The following is a 19,153-nucleotide window of genomic DNA, read 5'->3' on the forward strand; positions in this document are numbered from 1 at the left end:
TCAGGTGGGTGCGATCGGACGGAAGGCGCGGAGTTCGTCCTGCCCCGGCCTGACGACCCCGGCCGAGGATTCCATCACCTCGTTCCACGCGCCCGGCAGGTCACCCAGCGGTTCGGAGACCACGAACCGGGTCTCCCCGCCCAACTGATGGAGGACGGGCACCTCCGGGTGCAGATCACGCAGCCTGGAGATCTCGGTCGAGAAGAACAACGACCTCGACTGCCTCGCGGTCGAGTAGCGGAAGATCCAGGTGGATTCGCCGTCCGTCGTCGCGACGGTCATCTGGACCGGATCCTCGACTCCGTGGGACCTGCCGACGTCCTCGACGAGACCGACGGCCCGGGCGACGGCGTCGAAGGGGTCGTCGGTGAGGCCGAAGGTCAGCGCGAGAAAGAACAGCGTCTCGGAGTCGGTCGAACCCTCGAGATCCGGGAACAGGGCCGGGTCGATCGCAGTGATCAGGTCGCGCCGGGTCTCGCGGAATCCCCCGAGGGCGCCGTTGTGCATCCACAACCAGCGCCCGTGCCGGAACGGATGGCAGTTGCTGCGCTGCACCGCGGTCCCGGTCGAGGCCCGGACGTGTGCGAAGAGCAGCGGGGTGCGCACGTGGCCTGCGATCTCGCGCAGATTCGAGTCGTTCCAGGCCGGCTCGATGCTCTTGAACACCGCCGGTTCGGTGCCCTCGCCGTACCAGCCGATGCCGAAGCCGTCGCCGTTCGTGGTCGTGGCGCCGAGGCGGGAGTGCAGGCTCTGGTCGATCAGTGAGTGCTCAGGCCGGAACAGCAGGTCCTCCGCGAGGATCGGCTCTCCCGAGTAGGCCATCCACCTACACATGCATCAATTGAAGCACCAATCTCTGCCTGCCGTGCTCGGCCGATCGCGGTGACCGGATCAGGGGGTGCGTGCCCGCGCCGGGTCGACCGCGACGGCGGCGGACAGGAGTTCCGGTGGCCCCGAGAGTCGATGCCTGCGACGCCGGATCACCTTCTCCGTCTCGATCACGACCGGGACGATCAGCGCCCAACCCATGCAGGCGAGCCACTGTCCACCCGTCAGGGACATCGTCATGAGCAGATCCTGGAGGAAGCCGAGCTCGACCGCGAAGACAGTGGCGATGATCGGGATGGAGAGGATCTTCAGCGCGCCGAGTACGGGGGCGGCGAGACCGGATTCGGGATCGCGCCTCATGACCAGGCCGCTGAGGACCGACCCGAACGACAGCACCACGAACGCCATCGTCATCGGCACACTCGCCTCGGTCGGACTCATCGGGCCGGGGGCGACGAGCATCGCCGCCAGGGTGACGGCGAACTGCAAGATCCCGTACGCCAGCCACTGGATGAATGCCTTCCGGTGTGCGATAGGGAGTTTCGGATCCCGGGGCGGTTTGCTCATCAGGTCCGCGGGCAGCGGATCGAGCATGATGACGGCGACCGGGAACAGGGTGATGAAGAAGTTCTGGAACAGCACCATCAGCGGGGTGAGCGCGATGCCGTCGTTGATGTCGAACACGCTCGCGACGAGGAACAACAGCACCATCGCGAACAGCTTGGCCATCTGGTAGCGGACGTACGACACGATCTTCTCGTAGATGCCACGACCCAACCGGATCGCGGTGACCAGCGTCCCGAAGTTGTCGTCGGTCAGCACCATCCGTCCGGCCTGCTTGGTGACCTCGCTCCCCGACCCCATCGCCACCCCGATGTCGGCCTTCTTCAGGGCGGCGGCATCGTTGACGGCGTCGCCGGTCATCGCCACGATCGCGCCGCCCCGCTGCATGATGTCGGCGAGGCGCAGCTTGTCCTGCGGCGTGACGCGGCCGAAGACGTGGAGTTCCGGCAGGGCCGCCGCGAGTTCCTCGTCCGTCATGGCCTGGAGTTCGGCGCCGCCGATCGCGCCCGGCCCGAGTCCCAGCTCGGCGCCGATCGCGGATGCGGTGATGGCGTGGTCGCCGGTGATCATCCGCACGTCGATGCCCGCGGCGTGGGCGGTGCGCACGGCCTCGATCGCCTCCGGCCGGAGCGGGTCGATGATCCCCACCATGCCGACGAAAATGAGGTCCTCGACGAACGACATCGGATCCGCGGTCACGGCCGCCTCCTGACCGTCGAGCAGCCGGGTGGCGAAGGCCAGCACGCGAAGCCCCTTCTCCGACATGGCACGGTTGGCCGCCATGAGCTCGTCCCGAACCTCGGCCAGCGGCACCTCCTCCCCGCCGGGGACGAACGCGGTCGCGCACCGAGCCAGGACCACGTCGGGTCCGCCCTTGACCAGCTCCGCGAACCGGGTGCTGCCGCGGACCGGGAGGTGGTGGAAGGTCGCCATGAACTTGTAGGCGGAATCGAACGGCACCTCGGCGACCCGCGGGTACGTCCGCCGGGTGAGCGGGGCGTCGACACCGATCTTGGCCGCGAGCACCACCAGCGCGGCCTCGGTCGGATCGCCGACCACCTCCCCGGTGTCGGAGACGGTGGCGTCACTGTCCAGGCACAGCCCGTAGGCGAGCAGGGTGAAGTCCGGCGCCGCCTCGCCCGCGACCTGTGCGATCGTCCCGGCCTTGCCATAGCCCTCGCCGTCCACCGTGAACCATCGGCCGTGAAAGTACAACGAGCGCACCGTCATCTGGTTCATGGTCAGGGTGCCGGTCTTGTCGGAGTTGATCACGCTCGTCGCGCCGAGGGTCTCGACGTCGTTGAGGTTCTTCACGATCGCCTTCGCGTCCGCGAGCTGGCGCGCCCCGTAGGCCAGCATCGCCTGGACGAACGTCGGCATACCGGTCGGGATGGCCGAGACGGCCATCGAGATGCCCAGCAGCAGCAGCGTCGTCAGGCTCTGCCCGCGCAGCACACCGAGGATCACGATGATCGCCACGGCCGTCCAGGCGATCACGGACAGCACCTTGGTCAGCGAGTTCAGCTCGCGCTGCAGTGGGGACTTGCTCGGCGCGACGGCCGAGAGCATCGACGCGATCAGGCCCATCTGGGTGCGCATGCCGGTCTCGGTGACCACCATGGTGGCGGTGCCGCGGGTGACCGAGGTGTTCTGGAACGCCATGTTGCTGCGGTCGCCGAGGGCGACGTCGGCGGTATCGAGCGTCCCGGGATCCTTCGCGATCGGTGCGCTCTCGCCGGTCAGCGCCGCCTCCTGGGTCTCGAGGGTGGCCGACCGCAACAGCCGGCCGTCGGCGGGGACGATGTCGCCCGCCTCGAGCGCGACGATGTCGCCAGGGACGAGTTCGGTCGCGTCGAGCTCGGTCAGCGTCCCGCCGCGGATCACCCGGGCTTGCGGCGTCTGCATCTTCGCGAGCGCGTCCACGCTGGCGCGGGCCTTCAGTTCCTGCTGCGTGCCCAACACGATGTTGAGCACCACGAGCGCCGCCACCACCAGCGCCGTCGGCACCTCGCCGATTGCCACGCTGACGACGGCCACCGCAACCAGCATCAGGTTCATCGGATCCTTCAGCTGCAGCAGGGCGATCGACCACGTCGAAGGCGCTGGCTCGGCCGCGATCTCGTTGCCGCCGTACCTCCGCCGCCGCGCGTCGACCTCGCCGTCCGTCAGGCCCGACACCGGGTCTGTCTCGAGCGCCGCGAGGACTGCGTCCGCATCCTGGGCGAACCAGGTCGCCCCGGATTCGGTGGTGGTGCGTGCGTGCACCCGGTCCGGTGTGGGTTCCATGGTGGCCATGACCGCTGCTCCTCGCCGGGTACTCGGAAAACGTCAGTAAGGAGTGGGGATCCAGTGCAGTGGCAGAGCCGGTGCGCGATATCCGCCGGGGTCCTGCCGCTTCGGCAGGGTGATGTCGGGACGCTCGAGCGGGGTGTACGGGATCTGGCTGAGCAGGTGACTGATGATGTTGAGCCGCCCACGCTTCTTGTCGTCGTTGAGCGCGACAAACCACGGCGCCAGGCCGGAATCGGTGAACCGGAACATCTCGTCACGTGCCCGCGAGTAGTCGTACCAACGGCTGTAGGACTTCAGATCCAACGGGGAGAGCTTCCAGATCTTCCGCGGATCTTCGATGCGACTCTGCAGGCGCAGCGTCTGTTGCTCCTCGCTCACCTCGAGCCAGTACTTGAGCAGGATGACCCCCGACTCGACGATCACGCGCTCGACCGCGGGGATGAGCTCGAGGAACTTCCGGGCCTGGTCCTCCGTGCAGAAACCCATGACCCGTTCGACGCCTGCCCGGTTGTACCAACTGCGGTCGAAGATGACGACCTCCCCGGCGGCGGGCAGATGCGGCACGTACCGCTGAAAGTACATCTGCGACTTCTCCCGCTCGGTCGGGGCGGGCAGGGCCACCACCCGGAACACCCGAGGGCTGACGCGCTCGGTGATCGCCCTGATGACCCCGCCCTTGCCTGCGGTATCGCGGCCCTCGAAGACGATGCAGACCTTCGCCCCGGTCGACCTGACCCACTCCTGCAGCGCGACCAGCTCCGCGTCGAGCACTTTCAGCTGACGGCGGTATTCCTTGCTCGACATCGGCGGGGCGTGCTCCGCGGCCGACGAGTCGATCAGCTCTCCGGCCTCGGCAGGCTGCCGACCGGTCTGCTCGGACCGCTTCTTGGACTTCGCGTCCTTGGATTTGCCCACCGGGTTCTCCCTCGGCCGTCCATGCGTGCGTGCTCGTCCAGTACCTCACCAGGTACGCCGACAGCAGGACCGCGGCACCGAGGTGCGCGGCCCTGTTGTCGGACTTGTCACCGAATTGTCCTGCTTTCCACTGTTTTTCCGGGTCAGACCGTGTTTCCGGGTCAGACTGCGTTCCGGGTCAGACTGCTTGCGGCTTCCATGTCGACACCGCCCAGATCACCACCACGTCGAGGGCGATGATCAGCACCGACCACCACGGGTAGTACGGCAACCACATGAAGTTGGCGATGATCGAGATCGCCGCGATCACGATCGCCGCGATCCGCGCCCATCCTGCCCCGGTGAACAGCGCGACACCGATCGCCGCCACCACAACGCCGAGCACGAGGTGGATCCAGCCCCACGTGGTGAGGTCGAACTTGTAGGTGTATTCGATGCCGACGACGAAGACCTCGTTCTCGGCCACCGCGGCGATCCCCTGGAAGAACTGGATGATGCCAACTGTCACCAGGATGACGGCCGCCCCCATCGACGTGCCCGCCGCGATTCCCTGTTCGGCCGGCGACTTCTCAGACATGACGTCCCCTTCCTCGCAACCGAATGGTGCTTTTACTCCAGTGTCCGCTTCTCGCACCGCTTACATCGCGAATTCGAAGATCAATTCCTACCGAGCCGGGGGAAGCGTCCACGGCGTGAACCGTGCCTGTCCCGAGTCCTTTTCGAGTCTTGACGACGGTGGAGAATCGGGCAGACGATGTGTCCATGACCGGCGATGACGAACTGCTTCAAGTCGAACACGTCATCGCGCGTCTGACCGCTCGCTACCCGTCCATATCGCCGATCGACATCGCGGACGCCGTGTGGACGATCCACCAGCGTTTCGCCGACGGCAAGGTGCGCGACTTCGTTCCCCTGCTCGTCGAGAAGGCGGCCCGCCGGGACATCGCGGGCTGGGCGACCACGCAGCCGCGCGCTCCCACCGCGCTGTCGCTGCCCGCTGCCCAGGCCGGCGGAACGGACACACCGGCGGCTCTGGGGCAGCGGCGACAACGCCGAGCCACTCGATGGCCCGGTTTCCTGGCCGCGTGGCCCTCCAGGTGACATGCTGGCATGCGTCGGGGAAGGGCCGTGATGCCGCGGTTGCCCCCTGGTCCGAATCCATTCTCCGAGAGCAGCATGCGGGGCCGACCGACAGACCGCCGCACCCCCGATCGTGAATAACTCGAACACCGTTCTGACCACGGCCATCTTCAACGAGAGAGGTCCTGTAGTGAACAATGAATTCGACGAAGTCGGGCCCATCGACTACCTCGTGGTGGAGTTCCCCGCCGACCGGCAGCCGGACGGCTCGGCATTGCCGATGCTCCGCGATCTGGTCGACAACGGCATCATTCGCGTGCTCGACCTCGTGTTCGTCCGCAAGGACACCGACGGATCGCTGGCAGGGATCGCGATCGACGACCTCGGCTTGGAGGGCGGCATCGACGTGACGCTGTTCGCGGAGGCGTCGTCGGGATTGGTGAATCCAAGCGATGTCGAGGAAGCCGGTGCCATCCTCGAACCGGGCTGTTCCGGAGCGATTCTCGTCTACGAGAACCTGTGGGCCGCCCCGTTCGCCGCGGCGCTGCGCCGCGGCGGCGCGCAACTCGTGGCCTCGGGCCGCATCCCCCTGCAAGGCATCATGGCGGCACTCGACTCTCTCGATGCCAACAACTGAAGACGAAGGAGCACACCATGCCTGGACTTCTCCGTGGCGTCGCGCGTACCGCCGTCGTGGCCGGGACCGCGACCGCCGTCTCGAATCGGGTTTCCCGTCGGCAGGGTCGGCGATGGAACGCCGAACAGGCCGAACAGGCGCCCCCGCAGGCCGCCCCGCCCCCGCCCCCGCCCGCCGCCGCACCGCCCTCGGGTGGCGTCGACCGCATCACCGCGTTGAAACAACTCGCCGAACTCAAGGACCAAGGAGTTCTCACCGAGGATGAATTCAATGCGGAGAAGGCCAGGATCCTGGCCTCCTGACCACACCGCCGCGCGAGCAATAATCGCTCGCGCGGCGGTGGCGGGTTCGCTAGCCTCGGGACATGTCTCCTCCAGCCTGAGAGAACCCCGACATGACTGCGACGCCGGCCACGGCCGCACGCCGATACACGCCCCTGGCCCTGATCAACCTCGCGACGCTGCTCTCGGCCACCGGCAACGGCATCACCATCGTCGCGCTGCCGTGGCTGGTGCTCGCCCAGACCGGCCGGGCCACCGACGCCGCCGTCGTCGCGGGCGCCGCCACCCTGCCGCTGCTGCTCTCGAGCCTGTTCTCCGGCACGGTGGTCGACCGGTTCGGCCGCCGCCGCACCTCGCTGGTCTCCGACTTCCTGTCCGCGGTGTCGGTGGCGCTGATCCCGGTGATGTCCGCGACGGTCGGGCTGTCGGTGGGCGGCATCGCGGCGCTCGCCGCCCTCGGCGCCGCATTCGACCCCGCGGGCATCTCCGCCCGAGAATCCATGCTGCCTGCCGCAACGAAGGAGGCCCGGTGGTCGTTGGACCGGGTGAACAGCCTGTACGAGGCCAACTACAACGTCGCGTACCTGATCGGCCCCGGCATCGGCGGCGTGCTGATCGCCACGGTTGGCGCGGTGAACACCCTGTGGGTGACCTCCGCCTGCTTCGCGCTCTCGATCCTCACCATTGCCTTCCTCCGACTCGAGGGTGCGGGCGCGCCCGATCACGAGACCAGGCCGGAATCGATGTGGAGCGGCACGCTCGAGGGCCTGAAGTTCGTGTGGCACAACCGGTTGCTGCGCACCCTGGCGCTGGTCGACATGGCGATCGTCGCGCTGTACATGCCGGTGGAGAGCGTGCTGTTCCCGGTCTATTTCACCGAACGCGGCGAGCCCGCGCAGCTCGGCTGGGTGTTGATGGCGATGAGCATCGGCGGCGTCATCGGCGCCCTGACGTACGGCGCGCTCGCCACCCACGTCAAGCGCCGGACCCTGATGCTGCTGGCGGTGACCGCGCTCGGCGGATGCATGGTCGGCATGGCGTTCCTGCCGGCCATGTGGGTCACGCTCACCCTGGCGCTGCTGGTCGGCCTGGTGTTCGGGCCCGTCGGTCCGATCGCGAACTACGCGATGCAGACCCGCAGCCCCGAGCACATGCGTGGCCGTGTCGTGGGTGTCATGACGTCCACCGCGTACGCCGCCGGTCCGCTCGGCTACCTGCTCGCGGGCCCGCTGATCGACGCGGTCGGCCTGCGAATCACCTTTTTCGCGCTGTCCATCCCGGTCCTGGTGATCGCCGCCGTCTGCTTCACGCTGCCGGCATTGCGCGATCTGGATGCACCGGTGGTCGATCCGGTCGACACTCGAACGCACTAGAGGGTGAGAGAGGAATGCCATGACGCAGTACCTGCTCAGTGTCTACCAGCCCGACGGACCGGTCCCCGCGCCGGAGATCCTGGAGGGGATCATCGAGGACATCGACGCCCTCAACCAGGAACTCAGGGCCGCGGGCGCGTTGGTATTCGCCGGGGGCCTGCACCCGCCGGAGCAGGCGACGGTCCTGCGACCGAAGGGCGGCGAGGTGCTCGTCAGCGACGGCCCGTTCGCGCAGGCCGAGAATCATCTCGGCGGGTTCACGATCATCGAGGCGCCGGACCTCGACACCGCGCTCGGCTGGGGCCGCAAGCTGGCGGCCGCGACCACCCTGCCCATCGAGGTCCGGCCGTTCCAGCAGGGTCCCGAGGACTGATCGGGCGCGGGTCAGCGCGAGACGACCAGCAGGAAGCCGCCGCCGCCCGGCTCGATCTTGGTGTCCAGCGTCAGCTCCGGCGCCAGCCTGGACAACCGGTCCAGCAGCCAGGCGGACGCGTCTTCGGCGTCGGACTTCGAGGGGCACCGGGCGACGGCGACCCGTCCCGGCTTGCGGGTGAGCTGCTCGACCACGCCGATGATCGGGGCCGGGTCGATCACGAACAGCGCGTCCGACCACGGGACAACCGGCTTGATCGCGCCCTTCTTGGTGTTGCAGGCGCGGTGCGCGAGCCGCTCCGGCCCGCCCTTGCCCTTCTTGGCGGTGTTGATGCTGTCGATGCTCGGACCACGGGGGTCGTTCACCGACATGTTCGGGTCGACGGGTTCGTCGCACAACCAGCAGCGCCACGATTCCCGTTCGCCGACCTCATCCAGCTTGCTCATACGCATGACGCTACAGCGGTCCCGGTCACCGGAACCCCATCACCTTGTCGCCCCACGCGGCCCGCAGCTCCTTGTCCGGATCGCTCGCCAGTGTGTCGGTCTTGTCGATGAGCAGCGTCGCCCTGGTGTCCTCGCGGTACGGCGCCCAATGCTTGGAGGCGTCGAGCGCCGCGGGCACGCCGTGCTGCGCGAACGCCAGCCACCGCCGCTGCACCCGGCCGGAGACCTCCAGCGCGGCCTTACGCCCACCGAGCCAGAAGGTCGGGTCGTGATTGAGGGTGCCGAAATTGCCGAACACATAAGGCAGTTCGGTTGCGTGCCCGGCGCCGACCCGGGCCGCCCACAACATCGGGGTGGCGTGGTCGAACCGGTACACCCACGTGGGCGAGTGCTTGCTGTGCGCGTCCGCGATCCACAGGCACGGCATCCGGAAGGCCGCGTCCCGCGACACCGCGAGGGCACCGCTGGGCTTCGACCAGTCCGGGTAGGCCGAGATGATCTCCGCGACGCGGATCGCGGGCAGCTTCGGGTGGTCGGCGGCGATCGCGGTGAACATCTGGTTCACGGTGTCCGCGGTGACGGGCATGATCGGCGACCGGGTCAGCCGGAAGATCGACGCCTCGTCCTTGTTGGTGCCGATGATCAGGGGGATGCGGTGCGCGAAACCCTTCTGGAACGCGGCAACCGGGTACCGCGGCACCAGGTAGCCGTCGACCACGGGGGCCATCGACAACGTGCCAGGCACCGAGGTCGTCACCTCGTCGAGCAGCACGTCACCCGCCGCTGTCAGCTTCTCGATCGGCAGCTCGCACAGTCGGCCGGCCTCGTCCTCGCTGACGCCGACGATCTCGAGGAAGCGCCTGGCCACCGACGCCGCCCGCTCGGCGCCGTAAACCGATGTGGCGGGCGCACTTTGCACGATGGCCTTCTGGAAGAGACCCTCCGCGCGCGGTGAGGTCATCAGCGTCGTGATCGACCCGGCGCCCGAGGACTCACCGAACGCCGTGACGTTGTCGGGGTCCCCGCCGAACGCGGCGATACAGTCGCGCACCCATTCGAACGCGGCGATCATGTCGCGGAGCCCGATGTTGGTCTCGAACGGATGCTCGTCGGTCGAGAAGGTCGACAGGTCGAGGAACCCGAGCACACCGGTCCGGTAGTTGACCGTGACCACCACGACATCGCCCAGCTCGGCCAGCCGCCTGCCGTCGTAGACGCTCTGCGACGACGAGCCGACGCAGTACGCGCCGCCGTGGATCCAGACCATCACCGGCCGGGGTGTTCCGTCCGGCCGGGGGGCCCACACGTTGAGCGAGAGGCAGTCCTCGTCCGCGACCGAGCCCGGTTCCATCGGCACCTGGACCGTCTTGGCCTGCGGGGCGATGGGGCCGAAGTCCCGGCAGTCGCGCTCGCCCAGCCACGGGGACGGCGCCACCGCGGTCCGGAACCGCCGCGCGGCGCCTGCGGCGGCGTACGGGATGCCCTTCCAGGCGAACACCGCGCCCGTCGCGTAGCCGCGCGCGTCGCCGTCCCGGGCGGACACGGTCAGCGTCTCGGCCGGGGTCGCGGTCACATCCAGTCCGGTGGGCACGGCAGCCTCCTCGCAGCGGGATCCCAGCCAACGTACCAAGGATGTGCGGCCACCTGCGGGAACCGGCGGGGGCACTGGGAGGCACCCACACCCGGCGCGAAGCCGCTCCCGTTGATCGGGAAGACCGACTGCGCCGTCGACGGCGGTGGTCTGTGATGGAGCCATGCCATCACGAGCCGCGTTCACCCCTGGGGCCCTGCTGACGGGACGGCGCGCGGTCGTAACCGGCGGTGCGGCGGGAATCGGTGCCGCCGTCGCGCGGTCGTTCGCCGCACACGGCGCCCACGTCCTGGTCGCGGACCTCGATCCGGTCACCGATCTCGAGTTCGATCCGGCCGCGGGCGGATCGATCGAGGCCCTCGAGGCCGACGTCCGCACGACCCCCCTGCCGGCGGCGCTGCTCGAGCACCAGCCGGACATCCTGGTGAACAACGTCGGCCACTACCTACGCCCGCCACGCCCGTTCGCCGAGAACGAGCCCGAGCTGTGGGAGCAGCTACACGAGGTCAACCTCGGGCACGTGCTGCGTCTCACGCACGCCCTACTGCCCGACATGGCCGAGCGCGGCGGCGGATCGGTCATCAACCTCACCTCCGTCGAGGCACACCGCTCGATGCCCGGGCACACCGTGTACTCGGCCTACAAGGCCGCGCTGATGCAGTTCACCCGCTCGCTCGCCGCCGAGGTCGGCCCGTCGGGGATTCGGGTCAACGCCATCGCCCCCGACCTCATCGAGTCGGTGCAGGTGCCCTACGCCGAGCTGGTGCCCGAGGAACAGGAACCGCTGTGGCCGACGTGGTCCCCGCTCGGCGGCCCCGGGCAGCCGGAGGACGTGGCAGGCGCCGCCCTGTTCCTGGCGTCGGACCTGTCGCGCTTCGTGACCGGCGGCACCATCCACGTGGACGGCGGCACGCACGGCGCGGGCGGCTGGGTGCCGCGCGCATCCGGCGGCTGGACCAACCGACCCCTCAATCCCTGACCAGTTCCGAAGGATCACCATGCCAACGCTCAGCCTCAACGTTCCGAACTTCGGGAACCTGCTCGCCGCAGACGATTTCGGGCACCTGCTCGAGGTCTGCCGCGCCGCGGACACCGCCGGGGTCGATCGACTGATCCTCACCGACCACGTCGTGATGGGCCCGGACACCTCCGCCTACTCCTGGGGCGCCTTCCCCACCGACCCCGACGCGCCGTGGCTGGAACCGATGACGGTGCTCGCGCTGGTGGCCGGGCAGACCGAACGGATCCGGCTCGGCACCGGGATCGTCATCGCCGCGCTGCGCGGCGGCGCGGTCCTCGCGAAGACCGCCGCGACGCTGGACCTACTGTCCGGCGGCCGGGTGGACCTGGGTGTCGGGACCGGCTGGCAGGCAAAGGAATACGAGGCGGTCGGGCTCGACTTCGCCAAGCGTGGCCCGCTGCTCGACGACACCCTGGCGGTGTGCCGGGCGCTGTGGGAGGGCGCGCCCGCCGCGGTCGCCCGCCCCGGCATCACCTTCGACGATGCCCACTGCTCGCCCCGGCCGGCGGCGGGTCGACGCATCCCGATCTGGGTGTCCGGCACCCTGTCGAAGGCGGTGGTCCGCCGCCTGACCACCTGGGGCGACGGCTGGATTCCCATCATGGGCGCCACCGACGACGACCTCGGCGTTGGAATCGAGCGGCTGCGCGGCGCTTTCGCCGACGCGGGCCGCGACCCGGCCGAACTCCAGGTTCGCGGGCGGCTGACCGTCGCCCGGACCGACAGCGGCGCGGTCGACCTACCCGCCACCCTCGCGAACGCCGCGGCGCAGGCGCGGCTCGGGGTCACCGACGTGAGCGTCGCCCTGCAGGCCCTCGACGCCGATCCCGACGCGGCCACGGCCGTCCTGCCCGACCTGGTCGCGGCGTTCCGCGCGGAGTTCGACTAGCCCCGCGCCCCGCCGAGTGTGCAGCTGCCGGCGCATCGCCCGAGTGCGGGCGGCGGCAGCTGCACACTCGGCGCAGCACCACTTCCAACAATATGCAACCAATGGTTGCGCGATGCCGAACGCTCGGCTAGCGTGATGTGCAACCAAACGTTGCATATCGAGAAAGGGTGCAGAACATGGAGTTCGGCAGCATCGAACGAGAGATCTACGTCGACGCCTCGCCCGAGGTGGCCTTCGAGGTGGTCAGCAGCCCCGAGCACATCTCGGAGTGGTGGACCGACCGCACCGAGATCGAAGCGACCCCAGGAGCGGTCGGCGAGCTGGTCTGGGGCGACCGCGCCAAGGTCGTCCCGATCAAGGTGGTGAACGCCGAGCCGCCCCGTCTGTTCTCGTTCCGCTGGTGCTTCCCCGAGGACAAGGTCGTCGACACCGCCGACTCGCTGCTGATCACCTTCGAGCTCACCCCGTCAGGCACGGGCACCAGGATCCGGCTCACCGAGACCGGGTTCCGGGAGATGGGCTGGGAGGCCGCGAAGTTGGAGGAGCAGTACCTCGACCACAGCACCGGCTGGGACCGTTTCGTGCCCCGACTCGGGGAGTACCTCGCACGGCTGGTGTCGACCCCGTGAGCACCGCCGTCGACGACGACCTGTGGTCCGCGGTCGGGGATCCGACCCGTCGGCGGATGCTCGACCTGCTCCTGGCGGCCGGCGACGGCACGGCCACCAGCCTCAGCGAGCAGCTGCCCGTGACACGGCAGGCCATCTCGAAACATCTCGGCGTGCTCGACCGGGTCGGCCTGGTACACGCCACGCCCGCCGGGCGAGAGAGGAGGTATCGGGTGGACGAGGCGCAACTCGCTCGCGCGGTCGCGCAGTTGTCCTCGGTCGGGGCGGCGTGGGACGCCAGACTCCAGCGGATCAAGCGCATCGCCGAGGCGATCCAGCGCACGAAGGACCAACGCGACACACAGCACTGAATTCCGACAGGTCATTCGAAAACCAACACCGGAAAGAGGGACCGAAAATGGTAGACATCCTGCACAGGGTCGGCATCAAGGCATCGACGGCCGAGGTCTATGCGGCCTTGACCAGCGCCGAGCGGCTCGCCGCCTGGTGGACGACCGACACCACGGGCGTAGGCGACGAGGTCGGCGGTGTGCTCCAATTTCGTTTCGGGGCAGGCGGATTCGACATGAAGGTCGACGAACTCGTCCCCGGCAAGCGCGTCCAGTGGGAGGTGATCGACGGACCGGAGGAATGGGTCGGCACCCATGTGATCTGGGACCTCGATCAGGTCGACGACTACACCGTCATCCTCTTCAACCACCAGGGTTGGAAGGAGCCGGTGGAATTCATGCACCACTGCAGCACCAAGTGGGCGCTCTTCCTGATGAGCCTGAAGTCGCTGATCGAAACCGGGACGGGTGCGCCGGATCCGCACGACGTCAAGATCGACAACTGGAACTGATCAAACCCACCCGGGGCACCAGCGCTGCATCGCCGAGTGTGCACCTGCCGTGGCATCGCCCGAGAGCGACCGCCGGCAGGTGCACACTCGGCGTATGCGACGGCTGGGCCGGTCCGCGGCGGCTATCCGGCGCGGCGGGATCCCAGCGGCGCGCGGTCGGCGCCCTCGATCTGCCAGAACGTCCACCCGTCCCTGGTCTCGACGTCGCCGCTGATGTGGCTGGCGACGGCATTGGCCGCGACGGTCGGATTGTCGAAGCGGCGGCCCTCCATCGGCCCGCGGGTGATCTCGAGCCGACCCGTCTGCTCGTCGTACATGCCGACGAGCCGGTAGCCCTCGAAGTCCGCGACCACCTGCAGCCTCAGGTCGACGACCTCCTCGACGACCGCGGACTTCTTCGTGCGGGTGATCGGCACCAGCTTCGGCCGGCTCGGCTCGGCCACCGCACCGACAGGCTTGCGACTGGGGTCCTTGACGTCGGACAGCCCGAGCAGGTCCCAGCGTGCACGGCCGTGCTCCACCCGTTCGACGGCGATGGCGTGGCTACCGGTCCGGGTGCGCCCGGGAACCTCCTTGACCCACAGATCGACCTCGCTGTGGATGTCGGCGGCGACCTCCTCGGACGGGACGACGAAGTACTCCTCCGGGGAGGTGGCCAGGTCGACGAACACCCAGAACTGGGATCCCGTGTCATCGGTGTCCAGCGCGCCGTCCTGCTTGCGTGCCTGCCAGTCGCCGTCGAGCTTGGTTCGCACCCGCACCACGCAACTGTCGTCGCCGACGCCCCACACCTGAACCGGGTTGCGCCGCGAGTGGGTGAGCCGGACCGCGCGGCCACCGCGCTGGGCGACCTCCGAGATGAATGCCTGAATACCCAGGCTGGCAGTGTTCTCCATGGTGTCCGTCCGTGCCGCTCAGCCCGTGCAAATGTGAGAGCAGTGGGGCGACGGGCGACGCGGACACGACTCGGTCTCTGACCTCCACCTTACGTGTATGCGGACCCGCGGTGACCCACAGCACGTGAGATCACCGTTCTTGCAGCACCGAGAGGATGTTGCCGGCCGGATCGGTGAACCACGCGATGTAGGGTCCGTCGCCCCGGAAGATGCCCCGCTCGTCGGCCTCCATCCCCGGGTACCGCTCGAAGGTCACGCCCCGTTCGCGCAGTGCGTCGACCGCCGCATCGATGTCCTCGACCGGGAAGTTCAGGATGGTGTACGTCGCCGGGGTGTGGCTCTTCTTCGGGTACACCAGCACCGTCTTACCCCCGCCGACCTGCAGCGCGAGCAGGCCGAACTGCTCGGTGACGGTCAGGCCGAGGGTGTCGCGATAGAAGGCCGCGGCCACATCGATGTCGTCGACCGCGAAGCCGCTGTACGGCGCCGAGTTCAGCGTGGTGGACGGGGCGGGCACCCGGGCGGCCAGGTATCGCGCACCGAGCTCGATGATCTGGAAGTAGTTCCCGTCCGGGTCGATCAGCGTCCCGAAGAGCATCCCCTCGGAGCGTTCCTCGAGCCGGACCAGCCAATCGGCACCCATCTCGTCCAGGCGGGCCGCGACGGCTGACGCGTCGTCCACGTGGAAGTTGAGGATCGTGCGGCCGGGCTCGGGGTTCTTCTCCGCGACATCGTCGCGCTGGTCGAACAGGACGCTGACGCCCCCGAATCGGACGTCGCCGTCCGGGGTCGGAGCGGCGTCGAACGCCCTGCAGTACCAATCCCGAAGGCGATCGGGGTCCGGGCTCGCAAGCAGAATGGAACCGAGGTCGGGGCTGGTCATGTGTCCTCCCGGGTGCGAGTGCCGGTCTCGACACTGCACCCGACCGGGTCCGGACGCAAGGGCGACCCGCCGGGAGGACCTGGTCGGTTTCCGAAAACGTAACTTCCCCACGGACGGTGCCCGGCAACTACGGTTCGCCAGGACACCAGCACCGACCGACAGAGGGATGTTCTCAGTGAAGCGCGCGCACTTCTCCCCGCTGGCCCCACTGCTCGTCGCGGCCGTTGCCCTCGGCGGCGTCGCCATCAGCTCCCCCGCGTCCGCGGCCCCGATCCTGCCTGCGCCCGGCGGCGACACCGCCGTCGGCGTGACCGACCTGAGCCTCGTCGACCGCGACCGCGAGGACCCCTGGGCGCCCGGCACCCGGCGCGAGCTCGCCGTGACCGTCACCTACCCCGCCGCGTCCGGGATCGGGCGCGAGCCCGCCGAATACGTCCCCGGCAGCGGGCTGCAGACGAACGGCCACCTGGATGCGCCCGTTGCCGCGAGTGGCCGACGCTCGCTGCCGGTGGTTCTCTTTTCCCCCGGGTTCTACATTCCCCGGACGCTCTCGACCGGGACCGCGGAGCACCTCGCCGGCCGCGGGTACGTGGTGATCAGCATCGATCACACCGGCGACGCCCTGGCCACGGTCTTCCCCGACGGCCGGGTCGTTCCGCAGCGGATGACCGACTCGTACTCGGACGCCACCCTGCGCAAGGCCATCGACGCCAGGGTCGCCGACGCCAGGTTCGTGATCGACTTCGTCGAGTCGCTCGGGCGCGGGGACGCGCAAGAGGTGCCTCTCCCCGAGGGGCTCGCCGACGCCGTCGACCCGTCCAGGATCGGGATGTTCGGCCATTCGATGGGCGGCGCGTCCACCGCCGAGGTGCTGCGCACCGAACCCCGACTCGACGCAGGCGTGAACCTCGACGGCGCCCTCTTCTACGGCACGGCGCCGAGCCCGATCGTCACCGAGGGCACCACCCGTCCCCTGCTGAGCGTCATCAGCTCTCTGCACGCCGACAGCCGCGAGGGCCGGGAACGGTTCTGGGACCAGTACTTCCGGACGCCCCGCGGGTGGAGCCGCGTCTATGCGATCGCCGACACCGGGCACGCCAGTTTCACCGACGCCGAGCACTTCGTCCCGCAGAGCGTGCCCGATCTCCCTGCCTTCCAGATCCCCGGTGGCCTGAGCCTCGGAACCGCCCCGCGACACGAGGTGACGAGGACGATCGACGGCCTCGTCACGGCGATGTTCGATCGTCACCTCAAGAACCGGCAGGACCCGGTGCTGGAGAATCCGACGCCGCGGTACCCGCTCGTCCGCGAGGTCCGCTGAGCGCGCCAAGCGGACGAGTCAGGTCAGCGGTACAGCGCGTCGATCTCGTCGGCGAAGCGCTCGGTGACCACCTTGCGCTTGATCTTCAGGGTGGCGGTCATCTCACCGTCGGCCTCGGTGAGGTCGCGATGCAGGATCGCGAACTTCTTGATCGCCTCGGAATGCGAGACAGTGCTGTTCGCGTCGTCCACCACCTGCTGCAGCGCGGCGTGCAGGTCCCGGTCTTCGCTCAGGTCCGCGACGGAGGCCGAGGCGGGCTTGCCGTTCTCGGTCTTCCACAGCGCGAACACGTCCGGGTCCACGGTGAGCAGCGTGGCGATGAAGGGGCGCGCGTCCCCGACGACCACGGCCTGCGAGATCAGGGCGTGCGAGCGCATCCGGTCCTCGAGCGGTCCCGGCGAGACGTTCTTGCCGCCCGCCGTGATCAGGAGGTCCTTCTTCCTCCCGGTGATGGTGAGGAAGCCGTCCGCGTCCAGCTCGCCGAGGTCGCCGGTCCGCAGCCAGCCCCCGTCGAAGGTGTCGGCGGTGGCCTGCTCGTTGTGCCAGTAACCGCCGAACACCACCCCGCCGCACAGTTCGATCTCACCGTCGGCCGCGATGCGAACGCCGTTGCCGCCCATCGGCCGTCCGACAGTACCCATCTTGTGCGCACCCGGGATGTTGACGCAGTGCGCCGCGGTGGTCTCGGTGAGTCCGTAACCCTCGTAGATCGGCACGCCGACGCCACGGAAGAAGTGCCCGAGGCTGGGCATCAGCGCGCCGCCGCCGGAGATGGCCCACCAGCACTCCCCGCCCAGCGCGGCCCGGAGCTTCGAGTAGACGAGCCGGTCCGCGACCCAGTGCTGGGCGCGGAGCACCGGGGATGGTCCACCCGCGTCGAGCGCCTCGCTGTAGCGGACGGCGGTCTTCTCGGCGAAGCCGAAGATCGCCTTCTTGACGGCGCCGCCCTGCGCGGCGCTGTGCGCGGCCGAGTCCCGGACCTTCTCGAAGACCCGCGGTACCCCGAGGATCGTGTGCGGCTGGTACCGGGCGAACTGCCCCACGACGGTACTGAAGTTCGACCAATGCGCCTGCGCCCCACCGGCTTCGAACATCGCCAGTGACACGGCACGGGCGAGGACATGAGCCAGCGGCAAGAAGGTGAGCATTCGGTTGCCGGGCTTGGCAACCTCACCGATGCTGGCCGTGAGGATGCCGCGAACCTCGGAAAGGAAGTTGCGGTGGGTCAGGATGCAGCCCTTGGGCCTGCCCGTGGTGCCGGAGGTGTACACCAGCGACGCCAGGTCGTCGGCCCGGATCGCCGCGACCCGGTCGTGCACCTCGGCATCGTCGAGTTGCGCGCCCGCGGCGATCAGCGCACCCACGGCGTTGTCATCGATCTGACGGACACCGAGTCCGGAGCCATCGAAGGCCGAGGCGTGCCGTTCGGTTTCGACGATCGCCGTCACCGCACCCGAATCCTCTGCGATCCATCGAATCTGGTCGGGCGAGGACGAGTCGTAGATCGGCACCGAGGCCGCACCCGCCGCCCAGATCGCGAAGTCGAACAGCGTCCATTCGAACCGGGTGGCCGACAGCAGGATCACCCGATCACCGCGGGACACACCTCCCGCGATCAGGCCCTTCGCGACGCCGACCACCAGATCGGCGAACTCCGCCGCGGTGACGTCGACCCAGTCGCCACCGATCGGTCGACTGAACAGCACCCGCTCGGGCGCTTCCTGCGCGTGCCGGTAGACGGAACGGACGAGGGCGTCATCGTCCGTGATGGTGAACTGGGCGTTGGTGGTGAATTCACGCACGGGGGTCTGCTCCGATGCTCTGGTCGGTGTCATGGTCTGCGGTACTGGTGCGGAACCGGTTCAGCATGCGGGCGAGGTCGGCGATGTCCGCGGCCGACCAGTCCCGGACCCGCTCCCCCACCTCGTCGCGGCGGCGCCGGTCAGCCTCCCCGAGGACGTCGCGGCCTGCGTCCGTGAGGCTGAGCGGATGCCCGCTGCGGATCGGTCCGGGTTCGGCCTGGACCCACCCGGCGTCGACGCATCCGCGCAGCTGCCGCGACACGGTCGACCGGTGCACCCCGAACGCCTCGGAGATCTCGGTCGCCCGGCATCCCGGATTGCGCTCGATATAGGAGAGCACCGAGTGCTGGGCGAAGGTGGGCAGCCCCTCGGCGGGACGCTCCCCCGTCATCAGCTGACGGACCAGGTGCACGAGCTCCTCGTGTACCTGGGCGACGGCCGCGGTCGATCGTTGTTGCACAACGCAACTATAAACCCGCCCCGGCCCCGTC

Annotated in this window: 20 protein-coding genes and 1 pseudogene; 11 read left to right on the top strand and 10 right to left on the bottom strand. The window is 68.9% G+C overall.

Annotated elements, in window-relative coordinates; translation table 11 throughout:
• The 4 genes from FCG67_RS19980 to FCG67_RS19995 form a co-directional block, all read right to left on the bottom strand.
• Entirely contained in the window at nucleotides 1-822 is an 822-nt protein-coding gene (locus FCG67_RS19980; RefSeq protein WP_136911420.1) for a class II glutamine amidotransferase, read from the bottom strand.
• Between the two features lie 69 nt (nucleotides 823-891).
• Nucleotides 892-3,678, bottom strand: coding sequence for a cation-translocating P-type ATPase (locus FCG67_RS19985; protein ID WP_246045187.1), 2,787 nt, complete (start codon nucleotides 3,676-3,678; stop codon nucleotides 892-894).
• 42 nt (nucleotides 3,679-3,720) lie between these two features.
• Nucleotides 3,721-4,524, bottom strand: a complete 804-nt coding sequence (ppk2, locus tag FCG67_RS19990) for a polyphosphate kinase 2 (RefSeq protein ID WP_246045188.1) — start codon at nucleotides 4,522-4,524, stop codon at nucleotides 3,721-3,723.
• A gap of 253 nt (nucleotides 4,525-4,777) precedes the next feature.
• Nucleotides 4,778-5,176 carry a DUF7144 family membrane protein gene (locus FCG67_RS19995; RefSeq protein ID WP_136911422.1) on the bottom strand — a complete coding sequence of 133 codons (399 nt, stop codon included), beginning with the start codon at nucleotides 5,174-5,176 and terminating at the stop codon, nucleotides 4,778-4,780.
• 185 nt (nucleotides 5,177-5,361) lie between these two features.
• On the opposite strand from FCG67_RS19995, the pseudogene FCG67_RS20000 reads away from it, so the two are divergent.
• The 5 genes and pseudogenes from FCG67_RS20000 to FCG67_RS20020 all read left to right on the top strand — a co-directional run.
• Nucleotides 5,362-5,547 (top strand): annotated as a pseudogene (locus FCG67_RS20000) (three-helix bundle dimerization domain-containing protein); the annotation flags it as partial.
• A 322-nt stretch (nucleotides 5,548-5,869) separates the two neighbouring features.
• The gene (locus FCG67_RS20005; protein ID WP_246045180.1) at nucleotides 5,870-6,316 is read left to right on the top strand and encodes a DUF6325 family protein; all 447 of its coding nucleotides are present in this window, start codon (nucleotides 5,870-5,872) and stop codon (nucleotides 6,314-6,316) included.
• A gap of 17 nt (nucleotides 6,317-6,333) precedes the next feature.
• Complete coding sequence (locus tag FCG67_RS20010; protein ID WP_136911423.1) at nucleotides 6,334-6,618, top strand: SHOCT domain-containing protein; 285 nt, start codon at nucleotides 6,334-6,336, stop codon at nucleotides 6,616-6,618.
• A 92-nt stretch (nucleotides 6,619-6,710) separates the two neighbouring features.
• Nucleotides 6,711-7,970: an MFS transporter gene (locus FCG67_RS20015; RefSeq protein ID WP_136911424.1), complete on the top strand. Its 1,260-nt coding sequence runs from the start codon at nucleotides 6,711-6,713 to the stop codon at nucleotides 7,968-7,970.
• Between the two features lie 19 nt (nucleotides 7,971-7,989).
• Complete coding sequence (locus FCG67_RS20020) at nucleotides 7,990-8,343, top strand: YciI family protein (RefSeq protein WP_136911425.1); 354 nt, start codon at nucleotides 7,990-7,992, stop codon at nucleotides 8,341-8,343.
• A gap of 11 nt (nucleotides 8,344-8,354) precedes the next feature.
• On the opposite strand, the gene FCG67_RS20025 is transcribed toward FCG67_RS20020, so the two are convergent.
• A complete protein-coding gene (locus FCG67_RS20025) occupies nucleotides 8,355-8,789 on the bottom strand; it encodes a hypothetical protein (protein ID WP_077042365.1) in 435 nt (144 codons plus the stop codon).
• Between the two features lie 25 nt (nucleotides 8,790-8,814).
• On the bottom strand, nucleotides 8,815-10,380 hold the full coding sequence (locus FCG67_RS20030; protein ID WP_425467863.1) for a carboxylesterase/lipase family protein: 1,566 nt from the start codon (nucleotides 10,378-10,380) through the stop codon (nucleotides 8,815-8,817).
• Between the two features lie 163 nt (nucleotides 10,381-10,543).
• Here FCG67_RS20030 and FCG67_RS20035 point away from each other — a divergent pair, with 163 nt between their 5' ends.
• From FCG67_RS20035 to FCG67_RS20055, 5 genes are all read left to right on the top strand, one after another.
• Nucleotides 10,544-11,359 (top strand): SDR family NAD(P)-dependent oxidoreductase, encoded by an 816-nt coding sequence (locus tag FCG67_RS20035; RefSeq protein WP_136911427.1) that lies wholly within the window; start codon nucleotides 10,544-10,546, stop codon nucleotides 11,357-11,359.
• Between the two features lie 19 nt (nucleotides 11,360-11,378).
• Complete coding sequence (locus FCG67_RS20040) at nucleotides 11,379-12,290, top strand: TIGR03619 family F420-dependent LLM class oxidoreductase (protein ID WP_136911428.1); 912 nt, start codon at nucleotides 11,379-11,381, stop codon at nucleotides 12,288-12,290.
• Nucleotides 12,291-12,466: 176 nt separating this feature from the next.
• Nucleotides 12,467-12,919 (top strand): SRPBCC domain-containing protein, encoded by a 453-nt coding sequence (locus tag FCG67_RS20045; RefSeq protein WP_136911429.1) that lies wholly within the window; start codon nucleotides 12,467-12,469, stop codon nucleotides 12,917-12,919.
• Nucleotides 12,916-13,269 (top strand): ArsR/SmtB family transcription factor, encoded by a 354-nt coding sequence (locus FCG67_RS20050; RefSeq protein ID WP_136911430.1) that lies wholly within the window; start codon nucleotides 12,916-12,918, stop codon nucleotides 13,267-13,269. Before FCG67_RS20045 ends, FCG67_RS20050 begins: the two co-directional genes overlap by 4 nt.
• 47 nt (nucleotides 13,270-13,316) lie before the next feature.
• The gene (locus tag FCG67_RS20055) at nucleotides 13,317-13,760 is read left to right on the top strand and encodes an SRPBCC family protein (protein ID WP_136911431.1); all 444 of its coding nucleotides are present in this window, start codon (nucleotides 13,317-13,319) and stop codon (nucleotides 13,758-13,760) included.
• Nucleotides 13,761-13,882: 122 nt separating this feature from the next.
• Here FCG67_RS20055 and FCG67_RS20060 read toward each other — a convergent pair whose 3' ends face one another.
• Both FCG67_RS20060 and FCG67_RS20065 read right to left on the bottom strand, forming a co-directional pair.
• Complete coding sequence (locus tag FCG67_RS20060) at nucleotides 13,883-14,656, bottom strand: hypothetical protein (protein ID WP_097214015.1); 774 nt, start codon at nucleotides 14,654-14,656, stop codon at nucleotides 13,883-13,885.
• Between the two features lie 130 nt (nucleotides 14,657-14,786).
• Nucleotides 14,787-15,539: a VOC family protein gene (locus FCG67_RS20065; protein WP_136911432.1), complete on the bottom strand. Its 753-nt coding sequence runs from the start codon at nucleotides 15,537-15,539 to the stop codon at nucleotides 14,787-14,789.
• 166 nt (nucleotides 15,540-15,705) lie between these two features.
• Here FCG67_RS20065 and FCG67_RS20070 point away from each other — a divergent pair, with 166 nt between their 5' ends.
• Nucleotides 15,706-16,860, top strand: coding sequence for an alpha/beta hydrolase family protein (locus FCG67_RS20070; RefSeq protein WP_169310573.1), 1,155 nt, complete (start codon nucleotides 15,706-15,708; stop codon nucleotides 16,858-16,860).
• Between the two features lie 23 nt (nucleotides 16,861-16,883).
• Here FCG67_RS20070 and FCG67_RS20075 read toward each other — a convergent pair whose 3' ends face one another.
• Both FCG67_RS20075 and FCG67_RS20080 read right to left on the bottom strand, forming a co-directional pair.
• Nucleotides 16,884-18,662, bottom strand: a complete 1,779-nt coding sequence (locus FCG67_RS20075; RefSeq protein WP_136911434.1) for an AMP-dependent synthetase/ligase — start codon at nucleotides 18,660-18,662, stop codon at nucleotides 16,884-16,886.
• Complete coding sequence (locus FCG67_RS20080) at nucleotides 18,655-19,122, bottom strand: MarR family winged helix-turn-helix transcriptional regulator (protein WP_425467864.1); 468 nt, start codon at nucleotides 19,120-19,122, stop codon at nucleotides 18,655-18,657. Before FCG67_RS20080 ends, FCG67_RS20075 begins: the two co-directional genes overlap by 8 nt.
• Nucleotides 19,123-19,153: the final 31 nt, after the last annotated feature.

This window comes from Rhodococcus oryzae (assembly GCF_005049235.1).
In the GTDB taxonomy this organism is placed as follows: domain Bacteria; phylum Actinomycetota; class Actinomycetes; order Mycobacteriales; family Mycobacteriaceae; genus Rhodococcus_G; species Rhodococcus_G oryzae.

Bases quoted from the DNA above. Each gene is read 5' to 3' on its own strand.
- FCG67_RS20065 (WP_136911432.1), bottom strand. From the start codon at position 15,539: ATGACCAGCCCCGACCTCGGTTCCATTCTGCTTGCGAGCCCGGACCCC.
- FCG67_RS20010 (WP_136911423.1), top strand. From the start codon at position 6,334: ATGCCTGGACTTCTCCGTGGCGTCGCGCGTACCGCCGTCGTGGCCGGG.
- FCG67_RS19985 (WP_246045187.1), bottom strand. From the start codon at position 3,678: ATGGAACCCACACCGGACCGGGTGCACGCACGCACCACCACCGAATCC.
- FCG67_RS20015 (WP_136911424.1), top strand. From the start codon at position 6,711: ATGACTGCGACGCCGGCCACGGCCGCACGCCGATACACGCCCCTGGCC.
- FCG67_RS20025 (WP_077042365.1), bottom strand. From the start codon at position 8,789: ATGAGCAAGCTGGATGAGGTCGGCGAACGGGAATCGTGGCGCTGCTGG.
- FCG67_RS20055 (WP_136911431.1), top strand. From the start codon at position 13,317: ATGGTAGACATCCTGCACAGGGTCGGCATCAAGGCATCGACGGCCGAG.
- FCG67_RS19980 (WP_136911420.1), bottom strand. From the start codon at position 822: ATGGCCTACTCGGGAGAGCCGATCCTCGCGGAGGACCTGCTGTTCCGG.
- FCG67_RS20035 (WP_136911427.1), top strand. From the start codon at position 10,544: ATGCCATCACGAGCCGCGTTCACCCCTGGGGCCCTGCTGACGGGACGG.
- FCG67_RS20045 (WP_136911429.1), top strand. From the start codon at position 12,467: ATGGAGTTCGGCAGCATCGAACGAGAGATCTACGTCGACGCCTCGCCC.
- FCG67_RS20020 (WP_136911425.1), top strand. From the start codon at position 7,990: ATGACGCAGTACCTGCTCAGTGTCTACCAGCCCGACGGACCGGTCCCC.
- FCG67_RS20040 (WP_136911428.1), top strand. From the start codon at position 11,379: ATGCCAACGCTCAGCCTCAACGTTCCGAACTTCGGGAACCTGCTCGCC.
- FCG67_RS20060 (WP_097214015.1), bottom strand. From the start codon at position 14,656: ATGGAGAACACTGCCAGCCTGGGTATTCAGGCATTCATCTCGGAGGTC.
- FCG67_RS20070 (WP_169310573.1), top strand. From the start codon at position 15,706: ATGTTCTCAGTGAAGCGCGCGCACTTCTCCCCGCTGGCCCCACTGCTC.
- FCG67_RS19995 (WP_136911422.1), bottom strand. From the start codon at position 5,176: ATGTCTGAGAAGTCGCCGGCCGAACAGGGAATCGCGGCGGGCACGTCG.